Annotated in this window: 16 protein-coding genes and 1 tRNA gene; 7 read left to right on the top strand and 10 right to left on the bottom strand. The window is 67.0% G+C overall.

Annotated features, from left to right (window positions below; translation table 11 throughout):
* Positions 1 to 21 precede the first annotated feature (21 nt).
* Positions 22 to 633, top strand: a complete 612-nt coding sequence (locus tag QH168_RS25570) for a putative glycolipid-binding domain-containing protein (protein ID WP_280468391.1) — start codon at positions 22 to 24, stop codon at positions 631 to 633.
* Between the two features lie 223 nt (positions 634 to 856).
* Here QH168_RS25570 and QH168_RS25565 read toward each other — a convergent pair whose 3' ends face one another.
* Complete coding sequence (locus QH168_RS25565; protein WP_280468389.1) at positions 857 to 1,825, bottom strand: prephenate dehydrogenase; 969 nt, start codon at positions 1,823 to 1,825, stop codon at positions 857 to 859.
* 58 nt (positions 1,826 to 1,883) lie between these two features.
* Between QH168_RS25565 and QH168_RS25560 the strand changes: the two genes are divergently transcribed.
* The 3 genes from QH168_RS25560 to QH168_RS25550 all read left to right on the top strand — a co-directional run bounded on the left by QH168_RS25560 (position 1,884) and on the right by QH168_RS25550 (position 3,061).
* Positions 1,884 to 2,423, top strand: coding sequence for a tRNA adenosine deaminase-associated protein (locus tag QH168_RS25560; protein WP_280468388.1), 540 nt, complete (start codon positions 1,884 to 1,886; stop codon positions 2,421 to 2,423).
* A gap of 52 nt (positions 2,424 to 2,475) precedes the next feature.
* On the top strand, positions 2,476 to 2,910 hold the full coding sequence (locus tag QH168_RS25555) for a nucleoside deaminase (RefSeq protein ID WP_280468910.1): 435 nt from the start codon (positions 2,476 to 2,478) through the stop codon (positions 2,908 to 2,910).
* 60 nt (positions 2,911 to 2,970) lie between these two features.
* A tRNA-Ser gene (locus QH168_RS25550) sits at positions 2,971 to 3,061 on the top strand.
* A 172-nt stretch (positions 3,062 to 3,233) separates the two neighbouring features.
* Here the strand turns inward: QH168_RS25550 and QH168_RS25545 are convergent.
* From QH168_RS25545 to QH168_RS25525, 5 genes are all read right to left on the bottom strand, one after another.
* Positions 3,234 to 3,500, bottom strand: a complete 267-nt coding sequence (locus tag QH168_RS25545; RefSeq protein ID WP_280468387.1) for a Txe/YoeB family addiction module toxin — start codon at positions 3,498 to 3,500, stop codon at positions 3,234 to 3,236.
* Complete coding sequence (locus tag QH168_RS25540; protein WP_280468386.1) at positions 3,497 to 3,784, bottom strand: type II toxin-antitoxin system Phd/YefM family antitoxin; 288 nt, start codon at positions 3,782 to 3,784, stop codon at positions 3,497 to 3,499. Before QH168_RS25540 ends, QH168_RS25545 begins: the two co-directional genes overlap by 4 nt.
* 87 nt (positions 3,785 to 3,871) lie before the next feature.
* Complete coding sequence (locus tag QH168_RS25535; protein ID WP_280468384.1) at positions 3,872 to 4,813, bottom strand: AraC family transcriptional regulator; 942 nt, start codon at positions 4,811 to 4,813, stop codon at positions 3,872 to 3,874.
* Between the two features lie 98 nt (positions 4,814 to 4,911).
* Positions 4,912 to 6,117 (bottom strand): cytochrome P450 family protein, encoded by a 1,206-nt coding sequence (locus QH168_RS25530; RefSeq protein WP_280468382.1) that lies wholly within the window; start codon positions 6,115 to 6,117, stop codon positions 4,912 to 4,914.
* Between the two features lie 362 nt (positions 6,118 to 6,479).
* Entirely contained in the window at positions 6,480 to 6,785 is a 306-nt protein-coding gene (locus tag QH168_RS25525) for a hypothetical protein (protein WP_280468381.1), read from the bottom strand.
* On the opposite strand from QH168_RS25525, the gene QH168_RS25520 reads away from it, so the two are divergent.
* Positions 6,758 to 8,080: a helix-turn-helix domain-containing protein gene (locus QH168_RS25520; protein ID WP_280468380.1), complete on the top strand. Its 1,323-nt coding sequence runs from the start codon at positions 6,758 to 6,760 to the stop codon at positions 8,078 to 8,080. The genes QH168_RS25525 and QH168_RS25520 overlap by 28 nt on opposite strands.
* 30 nt (positions 8,081 to 8,110) lie before the next feature.
* Here the strand turns inward: QH168_RS25520 and QH168_RS25515 are convergent, their stop codons facing one another.
* Complete coding sequence (locus QH168_RS25515; protein ID WP_280468379.1) at positions 8,111 to 9,253, bottom strand: FAD-dependent oxidoreductase; 1,143 nt, start codon at positions 9,251 to 9,253, stop codon at positions 8,111 to 8,113.
* A gap of 92 nt (positions 9,254 to 9,345) precedes the next feature.
* Between QH168_RS25515 and QH168_RS25510 the strand changes: the two genes are divergently transcribed.
* Positions 9,346 to 9,945, top strand: a complete 600-nt coding sequence (locus QH168_RS25510; RefSeq protein ID WP_280468378.1) for a TetR family transcriptional regulator — start codon at positions 9,346 to 9,348, stop codon at positions 9,943 to 9,945.
* Positions 9,946 to 10,074: 129 nt separating this feature from the next.
* Here QH168_RS25510 and QH168_RS25505 read toward each other — a convergent pair whose 3' ends face one another.
* Together QH168_RS25505 and QH168_RS25500 are read right to left on the bottom strand one after the other, a co-directional pair.
* On the bottom strand, positions 10,075 to 10,449 hold the full coding sequence (locus tag QH168_RS25505) for a VOC family protein (RefSeq protein WP_280468377.1): 375 nt from the start codon (positions 10,447 to 10,449) through the stop codon (positions 10,075 to 10,077).
* Positions 10,450 to 10,485: 36 nt separating this feature from the next.
* Positions 10,486 to 11,337 carry an EamA family transporter gene (locus QH168_RS25500; protein WP_280468375.1) on the bottom strand — a complete coding sequence of 284 codons (852 nt, stop codon included), beginning with the start codon at positions 11,335 to 11,337 and terminating at the stop codon, positions 10,486 to 10,488.
* Positions 11,338 to 11,644: 307 nt separating this feature from the next.
* On the opposite strand from QH168_RS25500, the gene QH168_RS25495 reads away from it, so the two are divergent.
* On the top strand, positions 11,645 to 11,890 hold the full coding sequence (locus QH168_RS25495; protein WP_280468374.1) for a hypothetical protein: 246 nt from the start codon (positions 11,645 to 11,647) through the stop codon (positions 11,888 to 11,890).
* 212 nt (positions 11,891 to 12,102) lie between these two features.
* On the opposite strand, the gene QH168_RS25490 is transcribed toward QH168_RS25495, so the two are convergent.
* Positions 12,103 to 14,505, bottom strand: a complete 2,403-nt coding sequence (locus QH168_RS25490) for an MMPL family transporter (protein ID WP_280468373.1) — start codon at positions 14,503 to 14,505, stop codon at positions 12,103 to 12,105.
* Positions 14,506 to 14,605: the final 100 nt, after the last annotated feature.

Genomic DNA, 14,605 nt, shown 5'->3' with positions numbered 1-14,605 from the left:
CTCGTCGCTTACGGTAGATACGTGACGCACGCGACCGACGCAGCATCTGGCCACCAGAGCCCGGCGCCCTCCCGGTGGCCCGCGGTCCTCACCTGGCGCGCACATGACGCGACGCGGATGGAATCGGTCCGCGTGACGGTCAACGGCAACCGTATCCGGGCCACCGGCCGCATCATCGGCGGCGCGGGCGCCGAGCATCCGGCGTTCAGCGCCTCCTACGACCTGGTCACCGATGAGAACGGCGCCACCAGGCGCCTATCGTTGCGCAGCACCACCGCCGCGGGGGAGCGGCACGCCTCGATCTCACGGGACGAGGAGAACTACTGGTTGATCGACGCCACCGGAGCCCACATCCGCTCCACCTTCGGCGGCGCACTCGATGTGGACGTCGTCCTCAGCCCGTTCTTCAACACCCTGCCCATCCGCCGCTTCAGCCTCCAGCACGCGGTGGAAGACGTGCAGGTCCCGGTCGTCTACGTCCGTCTACCGGATCTGACCGTCCAGGAAGCCAGCCTCACCTACAGCAGCGCAAGCGACGGCATCAGCGTCCTCTCACCCGTCTCCAGCGCAACCGTCACCGTCGACCCCGACGGCTTCGTCCTCGACTACCCCGGCCTGGCCGAACGCGTCTGAGCGGACGACCACCGCGGTGCGCTGTCCCGGCAGCGTCCGAAAACGGCCACGGTCGGCTGAGTCGTACCCGGTCGACCATCACGAACGATTCGATCGCCTCACGTCCGATACTCGCCGGGTGCTGACCCGCCGCGCAGGCCAGAACTACTCAACGCCCGCCACCGCGTAGCCCGCCCGGTGTCGAGTGGCACCTGGGTGCGGCAAACGTCGAGAGGCCCCGCGCTCAGGTATCACTCGCGGGGCCAGGGAGGTGGGTGATGATGCCGCCGCGGCGTCCGGCGTCGTGTAGGCGCTCCAGCCAGGCGTGGTCGCCGGGGCGGATATCGGTGATCTCCCAGCGTTGCGCTGTCTCATAGCGCTGGCGGGCGTCGTGACCGGCCTCGGTGAGGTCGGTGAGGGAACCGTCTTCGGCGAGTACATCGCGGGCGGCGCTCAGCACGGTCAGCGTTTCGTCGAGTACTTCCAGCAGGGCCGCGGCGTTGGGCTCGCAGATGGCGCGCACCAGATCCGGGGCGGTACCCGCGACGCGGGTGCCGTCGCGGAACGAGCCCGCGGCCAGACCGAGCGCCAGTTCACCACCACCGGCTCCGGCCAGCGCGAGCGCTTCGGCCAGCACATGCGGCAGATGCGAGATCCGAGCCACCGCGCTGTCGTGTTCGGCGGAGACGACCGGCACGACCACCGATCCGCAGGCCAGCGCCAGCCGTACCACCCGCGTCCACGGCTGCGGATGGGTGCCCGCGTCGACGCCGACGGCCCAGGCCGCGCCCTGGAACAGCGTGGGATCGGTTGCCGCCCAGCCGGACTGCGCGGTACCGGCCATCGGATGGCCGCCGACGAAGCGCGCCGCCAGCCCATGCCGCTCGACCGCCGCCGCGACCGGCGCTTTCACGCTCACCACATCGGTCAATGCGCATTTCGGCGCGAATGTGGCGATCGCGGACAGCATCTGATCCACCGCGGGCATCGGTACCGCGACCACGATCAACGCATCCGATTCGGCGGCCCTGGCCAGCACCGCGGGCAGATCGCCGGTGACGTCGAACCCGCCCGCGCGGGCCGCCGCCGCACCCGCCTCGGACCGGTTGTAGCCCCACGCCCGGAATCCCGCTCCGACCGCCGCGCGCAGCAGCGATCCGCCGATCAATCCGGTCCCGAGAACGCATACGGGTGCTTGCTGGTCACCAGTCACCGGAACAGATTCGCATACGACTTCAACATTTGACCTCGAGCCGACTACCGTTGCGGCCATGGCAGCACAGCGCTCGGGCGGGAACAGGGCGACGTCGGACGATTTCGACGACGTGGAAGGTTTCGCGGTAGCCGTTGTCCGTGAGGACGGCGCCTGGCGGTGTAGTCCGCTCAGCTCGGCAGCACTCACCAGCCTGGCCGCCGCCGAAGACGAACTCAAGGCGTTGCGCAGCTCGGGCGCGGTGTTCGGCCTGCTCGACGTCGACGACGAGTTCTTCGTCGTGGTGCGCCCGGCCCCCAGCGGCACCCGGCTGCTGGTCTCGGACGCGACCGCCGCGATCGACTACGACATCGCCGCCGATGTGCTCGAGGCGCTGAACGTGGAGATCCCCGATATCGATCCGGACGAATTGGACGATGTGGACCCGTGGGAGGAAGGCGATCTCGGTGTGCTCGCCGACCTGGGTCTACCCGAACCGGTGTTCAGCGTCATCCTCGCCGAAACCGATCTGTACCCCGACGAGCAACTCGGCATGATCGCCCAGCGCCTCGGCTTCGCCAACGAGCTGTCGGCCGTGCTGGACAAACTGCCCCGCTGACGTGAGCCGAACGCCGTTCGGGCCGCCCGGAACTCGACCCTCCGACACCGACATGGTCCGCGCCGCGATCGAAGCCGCAGCCGCCGCCGACCCCCGTGACGTCCCCGTCGGCGCCGTCGTCTTCGATGCGAACGGCCGTGAGCTGGCCCGCGCCGCCAATGCCAGGGAGGCGCTCGGCGATCCCACCGCGCACGCCGAGGTCCTGGCGCTGCGCCGGGCCGCGGAGGTCCACGGCGACGGATGGCGGTTGGAGGGCGCCACCCTCGCCGTCACCCTCGAACCGTGCACCATGTGCGCGGGCGCATTGGTGCTGGCTCGGGTCGGCCGCCTCGTCTTCGGCGCCTGGGAACCCAAGACCGGCGCCGTCGGCTCCCTCTGGGACTTGGTCCGCGACCGCCGCCTCAACCACCGCCCCGAAGTGCGCGGCGGCATCCTCGAACCCGAATGCGCCGCCCTCCTCGACGAGTTCTTCCACTCCCAGCGCTGAACCACCCCACCCTGACCTGCCGATTTAGCGTTCAGCGCCGATTCCGGTAGCCTAATCGGCGGTGGCGTGTCCGAGCGGCCTAAGGAGCACGCCTCGAAAGCGTGTGAGGGGTAACCCCCCTCCGAGGGTTCAAATCCCTCCGCCACCGCCAAAGCCCCTCACCTGTGAACTCAGGCGAGGGGCTTTTTCCGTTCCTCGGCACCCGGCATCAGCTGGCCGCTGTACCGCAGGTGGTCAACCCCTCTCCTGCGCTCGCGACACCACCGCCGAGTACCGGCTCGACGAACGTGAAGACATCGCGGTGTTCCGTGCAGATCGGCGGACTATTCGTAGTGACCCCGGCAAGCGATGACGATCACGCTATCGTCATCCGCTCGATAGACGATGCGGTGCTCGTGATCGATCCGGCGCGACCACCATCCGGACAGATTCTGTCGCAGCGGTTCAGGTTTGCCGGTGCCCTCGGCGTTGCCATTGCGTCGGATTTCATCGATCAACCGGTTCAGCTTTCTGAGCATCGAGCGGTCGGCGCTCTGCCAGTAGACGTAGTCGGTCCATCCAGTGTCGGTGAAGGTGAGCTTGCGGCTCACAGATCGTCCTCGGATGCAGCGGCGTCGTCGGCATCGATGAGTTCGCGTGCGGTGGCCTGTCCTGCATCGGCCTGTGCGATGCCCTTTGCCAGCCACGCGGCGTTGGCCGGGTTGGACAGCAGATAGGCGGTCTCCTTCATTGCTTCCCACTCGCGCAATGAAACGACCACGGCCGGTTCCTTCCCGCCGCTGCGGGTGATCACCACTTCGTCGTTGTCTTCGGTGGCCGCGTCCAGCACGGCCGCGAAGTTGTTGCGTGCGTCGGTAGCATGCATCGCTCGCATAGCGATCATCTCCTCGGTTCCGATTCCCCCATCATGGTAGCAATGACGTACATGATTGTGTACGTGAAACTGATGGGTCGCGCCCGCTCACAAACGGGGCGCGGTCACGGCGAGCTGTTCGGACAGCCGACGCCGCCGGAAGTTTCGTGGCGTTTCGCCGTATTCGGATTTGAACGCCGTCGAGAATCCGGCGCCGGTGAACCCGCAGCGTGCGGCCACCTCACCGATGGACAGCGGGCCGGGACGCGCCAACAGATCGCGGGCGGTGCGCAGCGCTTCGGTCCGCCGCAGGTCCCGGTAGGTGATCCCGGTCTGGTGCAGTACCGACCGCAGTTGGCGGGGCGACCAGCCGAGCGCCCGAGCGACCGCGGGCAGCCGCACGTCACCGGAGCCGAGGTTCGTGCGCACGAATGCCCGGATGGCATCGACGGTCTCGGCCACATGGGCCTGCTGCGGCCCGACGTCGCCGATGAGCATCAGGCACAGCAGTTCGGTGATTCGATCGCAGATGGCGTCGAACTCCAGCGTCGTCAGGTCCGATTGTCCGGCGAGCGTGGTGGTGAGCATGCTCAGCACCACGCGGCCGAGACCCGATGACATATTGAGCACCGTCTTCGAGCCGGTGCCCGCGGGCAGCCCCTGTTCGAGCTGTGCGCGGGGCAGCAGCAGCGCATGGGCCGTCGAGCCGGGGAGCAGGACCCGGCAGGTCTGGTCCAGTTCCAGGACGAACCCGTGCCGCGGCGGCACCCGAGTGAGCCGATCGGGCTGCTGGATGACGTATTCGCCCTGTTCGGGAAACACGATCCAGCAGTGATCGGTCGGCCCGCGCTGGACATGTGAGCGGCTGCGGTTCATCAGATGGTCGCCACGCTGCTGCGCGCGCAACAGCGTGTAGCCCGAGGATTCCTGCACCGTGATCCTCGACCACCAATTGGCCGGATCACGGTACCGGTGCTCGGCGGTCAGGAAATGGTCGGTGACCTCGGTCCACACCGCTGTGCTCGCTACGGTCAGCTCGGAATACCGCATGAGGGAAACTCGGTCGCTCTGATCTTGATCTCCACGTGTCCGCTCAGCGGTGGTCAGAAAGCATTCTTACATCTTCCCGCCTGCGGGGCGAGGCATGCTCAATCAACGGATCGGAGCCGGACCGGCACGCTGAGTGGGCCGTTGGTCATGAACTGCGGCGCGTACGCGATCTCGGCCGGATCGCACGCCAGCCGCAGATGCGGGAACCGGTCGTACAGCGTCGACAGCGCGACGCGCGATTCCAACCGGGCCAGATGCGCGCCGAGGCAGAAGTGCGGGCCGCGCCCGAAGCCGAGCTGATCGGAATTGTCGCGATCGATATCGAAGACATCGGCGTCCGGGTGCTTGTTCGGATCGCGTCCGACCCCGGCGAACCAGCCGACGATCGCACCGGCGGGGATGTCGACCCCGGCGATCGTGACATCTTCGAGGGAATAGCGGTTGAACATGGCGCAGGCGGCGTTGCGGTAGCGCAAGGTCTCCTCGACGACATCGGCCCAACGGCCACCTTCCCGCGCCGCCGCGAGCTGTTCGGGATGAACGTCCAAGGCCACCACCGCATTGCCGAGCAGATGCATCGTGGTCTCGTGCCCGGCCACGATGATGATCCACAGCATTTCGACCAGTTCGGCGTCGGCGATCCCGTGTTCGGGCTGTGCCTGCACCAGATCGGAGGTCAGATCGTCACCGGGGTTGCTGTGCTTGTCGGCGACCAGCGCGCTCAGATAGCCGACCATCTCCTGCATGGCGGCCTGGGTCTGCTCGCCGGTGCTGGTGTGCGAGATGAGGGTGGAGGTCCAGCCACGGAATTTCGGCTGATCGCTGGCGGGAACGCCGAACAGTTCGCAGATCACCGCGACGGGCAGCGGCATGGTGAAGTTCTCGACCAGATCCACCTCGGGCAGGTCGGCGAATCGGTCGATCAGATCGTCGGTGAGCTGCTGGATGCGTGGTTCGAGCTGGGCGACCCGAGCCGGGGTGAAGGCACGGGCGATGGCGCGGCGCATCCGCATATGGTCGGCGCCGTCCTTGTTGAGCAGATGATCGGCGTCGGTCAGCACGCGCAGCGGCCAGTCGGCGGGGACGGTGCCGTCGTGCATCGCCGGGCACTTCTTCGCGCTGTGGCTGAACAGGGTGCCGTCACCGGCAAGCACCTCGGTGACCGCCTGATGGCTCACCGCGAGCCAGGCCCGAACCCCGCCCGGCAGCTCGTAGGGCACGATCGGCCCGGTCCGGATCATCCGGTCGAAGGTGTCGATAACTGGTTCTCCAGCGGTGGGCAGCTGGATGAGGGACTCGGTCATGCGGTTCTCCGTGCTGTGATCGGCCTCTGACTGCGCGCGTCGATGAGCGCTTGAAGAGTGTGGGCCGGGCGAGGGGACCGCATCGACTCGATCGGGATTCTCTGCCCCACAGCGAAATCCACCGAGGTGAAATCCAAAAATTCGGACTGATGTGGTCCTCGAACCAGTGCTCACCAGCACCTGTGCCGGGCGCTCGATGACCGCGATCAGCGATCCTCGAGTGTTGTCTCGTTCTCCTGGGCCACACTCGCGCTCCTGCTCGATGTCTCGCCGCCGCTCCCTCATCTCCGACCAACACACCGCCACGAGAACCGCTACCGGAATCCCCACCGCCAGCGTGAATCCGCATCCGACGGCAAAGCTCACCGCAGCGATCCGATCGCCGTCCAACGTGCGAAAGATAGCCGCGGGCAGACTGTTTCGATGTCACACAGGTGCATGATCGTGTCGAGGGTGAGCGGGTCGAGGTGGTTCGGAGCGGGAAGGAGTACCGCATCCACATCGGCCTCTCGGACCTGATCGGCAATCGGTAGACACGAGTTCTCCTGCGGGAACACCAGGCAGAACCCGAGCCTGCGCGCGAGGCGCTGTACCTGGGCGGTGTCCCATTCCGGTGCGGTGCTGATCTCGGGGTCGATCCATGCCAGTGCTGTTGGTAGTGACCTCATGTGCGGCACCCCTCCTTTTGTCGTCGCATCAGATTCGGCACCGGCAGGGGCCACGAGGGACAGCGAAGGGACAGAGGCGAGTTCGGCACGCGGACACGCGCGACAGGTCGCCGGGATCGATCTACGCTCGAAACATGTGGCAGCACGTGGGGCAAGCGGTGGCCGCGGAACGCAAGATCGCGGGTCTGAGTCAGCGGCAGCTGGCTGATCGGGCGGCTTACAGCCTGAGCATGGTGAAGGCGGTGGAGCAGGGGCGGGAAGTCGCATCGCCTGGATTCGTCTCGGCCGTGTCCCGGGCTCTGCGCATCACGCCGGAACAGCTCACCGGAGCGCCGTTCGATGATGGAAAGCCTTTGTCGGACGCGGTGAACGAACTGTCGATACTGTTGGCGCAGGGGCGATACGCCACCGCAGAGGAGCCGAGGCCATTGCCGCAGCTCGCGGCGGAATTGTCGGCGGCGCAAGATCTGTATCGCAGTGACCGCACGCGCCAGACGCTCGAAGCGCTGCCCGGTGTCATCCGCCGGTTGCATGGAGCCGTTCGAGATCTGTCCGGTGACCAGCAGTCTCGCGCGTACTCGCTGTTGGCTTCGGCTTACATCCTTGCCGAGTGGTCGGCCCGCAGGACCGGTCATCTGATGCTTGCCCTGCCCGCGCTGGATCTCGCCGATGGCTACGCCCCCTTGGGCGATGATCCGAACTTCGGTGCGTTCTCGGCGCTGGCTCGGGCCCGTGTGCTGACCCATTACGGCGAATCACGGGTGGCCGCGGAACTGATCGAGGGCGCGATCGCCGCTGCCGACGACACCCCACAGGGTTTGGTGCTTGCCGGATACTCGCATTTGGCCGGTGCGATCAACGAAGCCCGCAAACTCGACTACTCGGCGGCTACCGACCATGTCCGTGCTGCCAGGGAACTCGCCGCGCGGACCGGCGAGACCGACCTGTATATGACAGCGTTCGGCCCTTTGAATGTCGAGATCCACGCGCATGCCATCGAATTGGAGGCCGGTGACCCGAACCGCGCCGCACTCGACGGCGCGCAACTGACCTACGGCGCGGACGCCCCACCCACTCGAGTCGCCCACCACTGGCACGACAACGCCCGAGCCTGGCTCATGTCGGGAAAGCCGGACCGAGCGCTCGCCGCGCTCAACAAGGCCCGCTCCGCCGCTCCCCAACAAACCCGCCTGCACCCCTCGGTCCGCGAAACCGTTTACGGCATCGCCTCCGCTCAGCGGCGCCGCTCCGATACCCTTCTCGGCTTCGCGCACTGGCTGGGGGCGACGATCTAGCTCGGCTTCTCGTCGCCGTTCCGCCAGCGTTCAGCGATCCAGCCCTGACAGGCGCTGGGCGAGGCGGGCGCGGACGGCTGGAATCTTTCCGGCGAACCGCATGATCGTGTTGCGCAGCGGTCGCATCCTGGCCGATACGGTGGCGATATCGGTGAGGCGGCTCGCGATCGAGACCACACCTTCGGCGGTGTGGCGGCGGGCGGTGGCGAGGTCGTCGAGGAGGGTGTCCGGCTCGCCTGCGAGCACGCGCGAGAGGGCCTCGGCGGAGGTGATCGCATCTTCGATGCCGAGGTTCATACCCTGCCCGCCTGCTGGTGAGTGCACATGGCCCGCGTCGCCTGCCAGCAGGATGCGGCCGGAGCGGAAGCTGTCGGCGATGCGGTGGTGGACGCGGAACCTGGAGCCCCAGACCACTTCTTCGACCACCGCGCGATGAGCTTCGGGGCCGCGTTCGTCCAGCAGTCGCTGCACGAACGCGATATCCGGTTCGTGTGGCGCTTCATCGACGGTGGCGACGATCCGGTACATATCGTCCGGCAGCGGCGCGACGACCACCAGGCCAGCGGGGGAGAAGTACAGGATGACCTCGTCCTGCGGGACGCCGCCCGACATCCGCACGTCGGCGAGGGTGAACGATTCGGCGTAGGTGCCGCCGGTGAATCCGATACCGGCCTGCTCGCGCACCAGGCTGTGCATCCCGTCCGCGCCGATGAGGTAGCGGGCGCGGATCTGCTTGCCGTCGTCGAAGGTCGCGGTGACGCAGTCGGCGTCCTGGACGACTTCGGTCACCGTGGCCGGGCGGATCACCTTGCCGCCGAGGTCCGAAAGCCTTGCCAGTAGGAACTTTTCGGTATCGGCCTGGGAGATCATCAGCGTGTACGGGTAGGCGGTGGGCAGGTCGCTGAACGGGACGCCGATCAGCAACTGGTCGCGATCGCGGATGGTGAAGGTCGGGGTGTGCAGGCCGCGGTCGACCAACGCGGGGGTGACGCCGTAGGGCTCGAGCAGTTCGAGGGTGTGCGGATGTACGACCGCGGCCCGCGAAGTGTTCGCTCCTTCGCTCTGGCTGTCGACGACGACGACATCGTGGCCGAGCTGTTCCAGAACGACCGCGGCGGTCAGGCCGACCGGCCCGGCTCCGACGATCAGAACGTCTGCGATGGAGTTCGTCATCTCGGTACTCCTCAGAAAGTCAACAACTGTTGGCATTGAAGGTAGAGGGGTGGATACACCATGTCAACAGTTGTTGGCCTACACTCGTTGACATGAGGAGATCTTCGGGCGAGACGAAAGCCGTCATCCTCGCCGCGGCTCGTGAACGCTTCGCCGCCGACGGATACGACAGGGCAACCATTCGCGCCATCGCGGCCGACGCCGATATCGATCCGGCGATGGTGATGCGCTATTTCGGCAACAAAGAGCGGCTGTTCGCCGCCGCGGTGGAATTCGATCTGGAGCTACCGGATCTGTCGACGGTGCCGCGGGACCTGCTCGGGTCCACCGTTGTCGCGCACTTCCTGGAGCGCTGGGAGCGCGATGAAGCCTTGCTGATCCTGCTGCGCGCCGGTGTGACCAACGAGTCCGCCGCCGAGCGGATGCGATCGATCTTCGCCGCGCAACTCGCACCCGTCGTGGCCCGCGCGGTCGACGATCCGCGGGAAGTGCCGATGCGGGCGGGCCTCGCGGCTTCGCAGATCCTCGGCATGGCACTCGGCCGGTTCGTGCTGGCATTCCCGCCGCTGACGGCGATGAGCCGGGAAGATGTCGTGGCGTGGATCGGGCCCACGCTCCAGCGCTATCTCACCGGGACGCCCGACTCTGCCGCGGCCGAGGTGCTACCGGGGAAGCCCGAGACGGGCCGCTAGCTGCCCGGCCAGCGCGCTCGGCGGGGTCGCCTCGAGATACCCGAGTACGAGTGGGCGATGGTCGTCGCTGCACCCAACGCCACCGATCCGACCCCGGGTTTGTCGATCCGTGCTCCGGATGCGGTGCGCTCAGTTCATGAGCCAGACGAGGCAGAAGGTGTGTCCGACCGGGTCGGTGTATACGCGGAAATCGTGGCCGGTCTGAACGAATGTCGCTCCCGCCGCGAGGATGGCGGGTTCGGTGACTTCTACATCGTCGACGAGGATGTCCAGGTGGATCTGCTGTGAGGCTTTCGGGTCGGGGAAGCGGGGTGGTTCGTATTCGGGGGCGTGCTGGAAGGCGAGGCGTCGGCCCTGCGGGTCGGTGATCGCCACCCACCGCTCGTTACTTTCGGCTTCGAGGATTTCCCCACCGAGTATTCGCAGATAGAACTCGGCGAGTCGGCGTGGTTCGGGACAGTCCAGAACGACCGACCGCAAGCCGATGACACCAGGTACCGCCATCCCGGCCTCCTTGTCCGATACGTGATCACTCCAGATCTACCCCGGTGACGCGGCGTGTATTCCGCGGCCGGGGTGCCGGTCCGGTGGCTGCCGTTGCTCGGGTGCGGCCCCGACCCTGGCCGCCCCCGCGGTCGCCGCGACGACCAGCACGATTCCCGCCCACTGTGCCACCGCCAGCGACTCGCCCAGCAGCACGAGCCCGGCCGCGGCCGCGACGGCGGGTTCCAGGCTCATCATGATGCCGAACGCGGACGGGGTGATGCGACGTAGCGCTTCCAACTCGATCACATGCGGCACCAGCGACGACAGGACCGCGATACCGGTGATCGCGGCCAGGAACCACGGGTCGAGCAGGGCCGCACCGGCATCGGCGAGTGCGGGCGGGCCTGCGATCGCGGCGCCGAACACCATGGCGAGGGCCAGGCCGTTGCGGCCGGAGGTGCGTTCGGCGACGGCCGCGCCGAACAGGATGTAGGACCCCCATCCCACGCCCGCGACCAGGGCGAACAGCACACCGGACCAGGAGACCGAGCCACCGGATTTCATCAACAGCACGACGCCGCCCGCCGCACAGGCCACCCACACCAGGTCGCGCCTGCGGCGGGAGCCGAGCAGCGCGACGGCGAGTGGGCCGAGAAACTCGATGGTGACCGCCACGCCGAGTGGAATGCGTTCGATGGCGGCATAGAACGCGACGTTCATCGCGGCCACCGCGAGCCCGAGTCCGGCGATGGCGGGCAGTGCTCGCCGATCGACCCGCACCGACGGGCGCCACAGCACACAGGCGATGAGCGCGGCGACGGTCAGCCGCAGCCCGGCGACGGTGGTGGCGTCGGTGATCTCGAACAGATCCTTGGCCAGCGCCGCTCCCAGCTGAATACTGGTCATAGCGCCCAGAACGAGCAGGGGCGCGGGCACGCTGCCGAACAGTCGATCGGCCGGGCTCGGACTCGGCCGGGAGATTGGTGCGGTTCGTTCGGCCGCAGTGGTGACAACCACGGGTGATACTCCGATCTCTGGGGTTCCCCGCGGAAGAAGCTAGGTCCGGTTCGTAACGACCGGTGGACCTGCCGGTTGCCGATCTGCGGTCCCGACCTTGCGAAATGTCGCACGATATGTGCTGTCCGGCACAGTGATAGGCGGGCCGCACACCGGGTATTCGAGAGAAACCCGGAGATGGAAGGAAGCGATTGCCATGCGCGAGCCCTCTCTTCGCGCCAGATCGTCACGTGGGTTCGGTGCGAGCCTGCTGAGCTTGTTGGTGATGGTGTGGTTGGTGACCGGTTTCGTCGCGGCGTTCCAGCGCGACTACTTCACCGCGGCCCCGGCCGAATGCCGCGATTTCGCCACCATCGCGTTGACCGTGGTCGCGGGCCCACTCAATTACGCGGGCCTCAACCCGAAGGTCGAGCACTGCACACTGCCCGAGCCGAGTCAGTAACTCGGTGAGCCCTCGCTCGGCGGGCGAGGGGTTCGGCAGGTCATCCACGGTCGGCGCGCTCTGTCCCGGCGCCGTAGTTCAGGCGTGACCGTCCGACTCGGTGCGCCACCTCGGGCGCACATACGAGCGAACCCCGCCCGGCTGGTTGCCGGACGGGGTTCGCTGTCTTCGGATGATGCTCGCGGACGAGCCTCGGGAACGACCCTCGCGGATCAGACCCCGGCCTGTACCGGCTTCTTTGCGGCCTCGGCCTCGCGCTGCTGGAGTTCGCGCAGCTTGGTGCCTTCCACGTCGATATCCGGCACGATCTTGTCCAGCCAGGCCGGCAGCCACCAGGCCCATTTGCCCATCAGCACCAGCAGCGATGGGATCAGCACCATGCGGACGAGGAACGCGTCGAAGAACACGCCGGCCGCCATCGCGAAGCCCATGGACTTCGAGGTGACATCCGAGGACAGCATGAATCCGGCGAACACCGAGATCATGATGACCGCCGCCGAGGTCACCACGCGGGCACCGTGGTGGTAGCCGTCGATCATGGCGTCCTTCGGCGATTTGCCGTGCACGAACTCCTCCCGCATCCGGGTCACCAGGAAGACCTGGTAGTCCATGGCGAGACCGAACACGATGCCGATCAACATGATGGGCAGGAAGCTGATGATCGGGTGGGTGTCGTCGATGAGGCCGAGCGCACCCTCCTGGAAGACCAGCACGGTGACACCGAAGGTGGCCGCCATCGACAACAGGAATCCGAGCGCGGCGGTCAGCGGCACCAGGATGGACCGGAACACCAGCACCAGCAGCAGGAACGCCGCACCGGCGACGATCGCCAGATAGGGCACGATGCTGGCAAGCAGCACATGGTTGACGTCGGCGTAGATCGCGGTCTCACCGGTGATGCCGTATTCCATGCCGTACTTCGAGGTGAACTCACCCTCGGCATCGCGGACATCGGCGACCAGATCCTGGGTCGCGGCACTGTTCGGGCCGGACTTCGGCACCGCCATGAACAGCGCGGCCTGCCCGTCCTCGCTCGGCTGAGCGGTGGTCAGGTAGTCCATGTCCTCGTAGCCCGACAGCCTGGTCCGCAGCTCCGACAGCGCGGGTTCGCGCTGGTCCTGCGGCACCTCGGACAGGTCGACGGCCACCACGAGCATGCCGTTCTTGCCCTCGCCGAAGCCTTCGGTCTGCAATTCGTAGGCCTTGCGGATCGAGGAATCCTTCGGCGCGCTGTCACCGCCGGGCAGGCCGAGGTTCAGGTTCAGCGCCGGTGCGGCGAGCGCACCGAGCGCCACGACGCACAGGATCAACGTCACGGCGGGAGCCTTGGCGATGAGCTTGGCGAACCGCATGCCGTTGGTGACCGAGTTGTCGTCCTCGGGGTCGTGCTTGGCGACGAACGGGACCTTCGGCTTGAACAGGAACCGGCCGAACGCACCCATCAGCGCGGGCAGCAGGGTGATCGCGGTGACGACGGCGAACGCGGCGGCGACCGCGCCACCGATACCCATGGCGGTCAGGAAGCTGACGCCGACGATGCTCAGGCCCAGCAGTGCGATGAGCACGGTCAGACCCGCGAACACCACGGCCGAACCCGCGGTGCCGACCGCGACGCCCGCGGCCTCTTCCGGCGAATCCTGCACGACGAGTTCATGCTTGTACCTGGACACGATGAACAGCGCGTAGTCGATCGACAGCGCAAGACCGATCATGGACGCCAGGATCGGCGTGAAGGTGGGGACGGCGGTCAGCGAGGTACCGGCCACGATCAGCAGACCGGCCGCACCGACGCCGACGATGCCGGTGATGATCGGCACGAAGGCGGCGACCAGGGCACCGAAGGCGATGATCATGACGATCAGCGCGACGCCGATACCGATCATCTCCGCCGAACCCTGCTCGGGCTGTTCCTGGGCGAGGACGCCGGTCATCTCGGCGGTCAGACCCGCTTCGCGGGCACGCTCGACGACGGCCTCGGCGGCCTCCCGGTGCTCGGGCTTGACGTCGGAGAACTCCGCCATCGTGAACGGCACGGTGATCACCGCGACGGTGCCGGGGTTCTGCTCGTTCAGCACGTTCAGCGGCGCGCCGGAGCACATGCCCTGGAAGTCGGGCGCGTTCGGATCGTCGAGGCAGTTGGGCGAGGGGATCGGCGGTGCCTGGCCCGGTTCGAGCGCGGCCATGGCCTCGGCCTGCTTCTGGGCGGCTTCCGGGCTCGCTGGCATCAGCTGCGTCGCGGTGACCGGGTTCACGATCGGCTTGGAGTGGTCGACGATCTCCTGATCACCGAGCTTGGGCGCGTTGAACTCCGCGACCATCGCGTCGAGGGCCGCCATATTGTTCGGGTCGGAGAGCTTCCCGTCCTTGGCGGCGACGACGAAGGTGGCCGAGATCGCATCGATGCTGAATCCCGACGCGTACTCGGGCATGTGCTCTTCGAGGATTTCGGTGGCCCGCTCCGACGGCAGGCCCGGCATGTCGAATTTGTCCTGGAACGGCTTCGACATGGATGCCGCGACCCCGCCGAGCAGCACCAGAAGGAGCAGCCAGACGGGAAGCACTAACCACTTCCTGCGGAAAGCGAACTTTCCCCATCGGTACAGATATACGGACACGGGGGTCTCTCCTAGCTGTCGCTGTAGCTTGCTCGGGATCGATTCAATTGCTGGAGCGTGTAGACAGCACCTCTGTCGCGGGTGCTTGCCGTCCCCGCCT

The organism is Nocardia cyriacigeorgica (assembly GCF_029868385.1).
Lineage (GTDB): Bacteria > Actinomycetota > Actinomycetes > Mycobacteriales > Mycobacteriaceae > Nocardia > Nocardia cyriacigeorgica_F.
Note: the sequence above shows the minus strand (reverse complement) of the source record. Positions and strands in the feature narration are given on the sequence as shown.